Below are 1,162 nucleotides of genomic sequence, written 5' to 3' on the forward strand. Positions count from 1 at the left end.
AGACTTGACCGTTATACCGCATAGAGCCCCAGGAACCTGAGGGCGGAGAGGGGATGGAAGGAGAAGGTCTCCAGGGCCGCCTTCTTCTTCCGCACCCCCCTGCGGTACAGCAGGGACACCAGAAAGGCCCGGAGGACCGCCAAGACTTGCGCCCCCACGCCCCGCACCTGGCAGGCGTCCTCAAGGTAGCTTCGCTGACCATGGAGGAGGACGTCCCGTACCCAAAAGGACCGGTTCTCCACCTCCCACCGGGAAAGGAGAAGCTCCCCAAGCCGCCTCGCGTCCGCCTCCTCGGCTCCCAAGCTGGTGAGGGCGTAGCTCGCCGCGCGCCGTACCTCCCCCGTCCCCTTGTGCACCACCTCCCGCTCCACCCGCACCACCTGTCGGCACCCGGGAAAGGCCAAGAGCGCATCCGGCAGATAAGGGGAAGCCCAGACCCGGTAGGTCCACACCTCCCCGTCCCGCACCACCTCCCAAGCTGACTCCGTCTCCCCGGGAAGCCGCCTTTCCTCCATCCCCTTGAATACCTCCAGAGCCCACTCCAGCAGTTCCCCCTGGTTGGCCTTCAGGACGAAGAGGTATGCCCCCCTTTTTCCACCACCTTCCCCGCCACCTCCGGGTACAGGTACCCCGCGTCCCCCACCACTACCTTCCCTTTGAGTCCCTCCGCCCCCAGGCGGTCCAGGAGCTCCAGAAGCGCTTGGTCCTCCCTCCCCTCCACCCGGGCCTGGGCCAGGGTGGTCTTGAGGTGCAGGGCCAGGACCTCCACGAGCCTGACCTGGGGGCTCTTCCCCTTGCCGCTTCCCCGGAGGTGCTTCCCGTCCACCACCAGGACCCCTCCCAGGTCCACCTCGGGGAAGACCTGGAGGAGGGCCTCCTGGAGCTTCTTTGGGTCCAGACGGTGAAGGAGGAGGGTGAGGATGGTGTGGCCCGGGGGGTTGCGCAGGCCCAGGTGGGGCAAGAGGTGAGGGTTGGCCCGGGCGAAACGTTCCACGCCGCGCAGGGAGTCCACGCGGGCGAGAAAGGCCACCAAGATGAGGGCCAACAAGCCCCACAAGGGATACCGCCGGTTGCGGGCCCTGGGGTCGGGGACTTGGGACAAGGCCTCGCGTAGGGTCATGCCCCCTCTTTACCCCAAGGCCGCATATCGGTCAAGTCTGCC

General features: G+C 67.1%; 2 protein-coding genes. Both read right to left on the bottom strand.

Annotated features, from left to right (window positions below; all coding sequences use genetic code 11):
- Positions 1–11: 11 nt before the first annotated feature.
- Positions 12–515, bottom strand: a complete 504-nt coding sequence (locus tag TNMX_RS13380; RefSeq protein WP_245606135.1) for a DDE transposase family protein — start codon at positions 513–515, stop codon at positions 12–14.
- Between the two features lie 50 nt (positions 516–565).
- Positions 566–1,120 carry a transposase family protein gene (locus TNMX_RS13565; RefSeq protein WP_038031536.1) on the bottom strand — a complete coding sequence of 185 codons (555 nt, stop codon included), beginning with the start codon at positions 1,118–1,120 and terminating at the stop codon, positions 566–568.
- Between the last annotated feature and the right edge of the window lie 42 nt (positions 1,121–1,162).

The sequence above is a fragment of the Thermus sp. NMX2.A1 genome (assembly GCF_000511705.1).
Lineage (GTDB): Bacteria > Deinococcota > Deinococci > Deinococcales > Thermaceae > Thermus > Thermus scotoductus.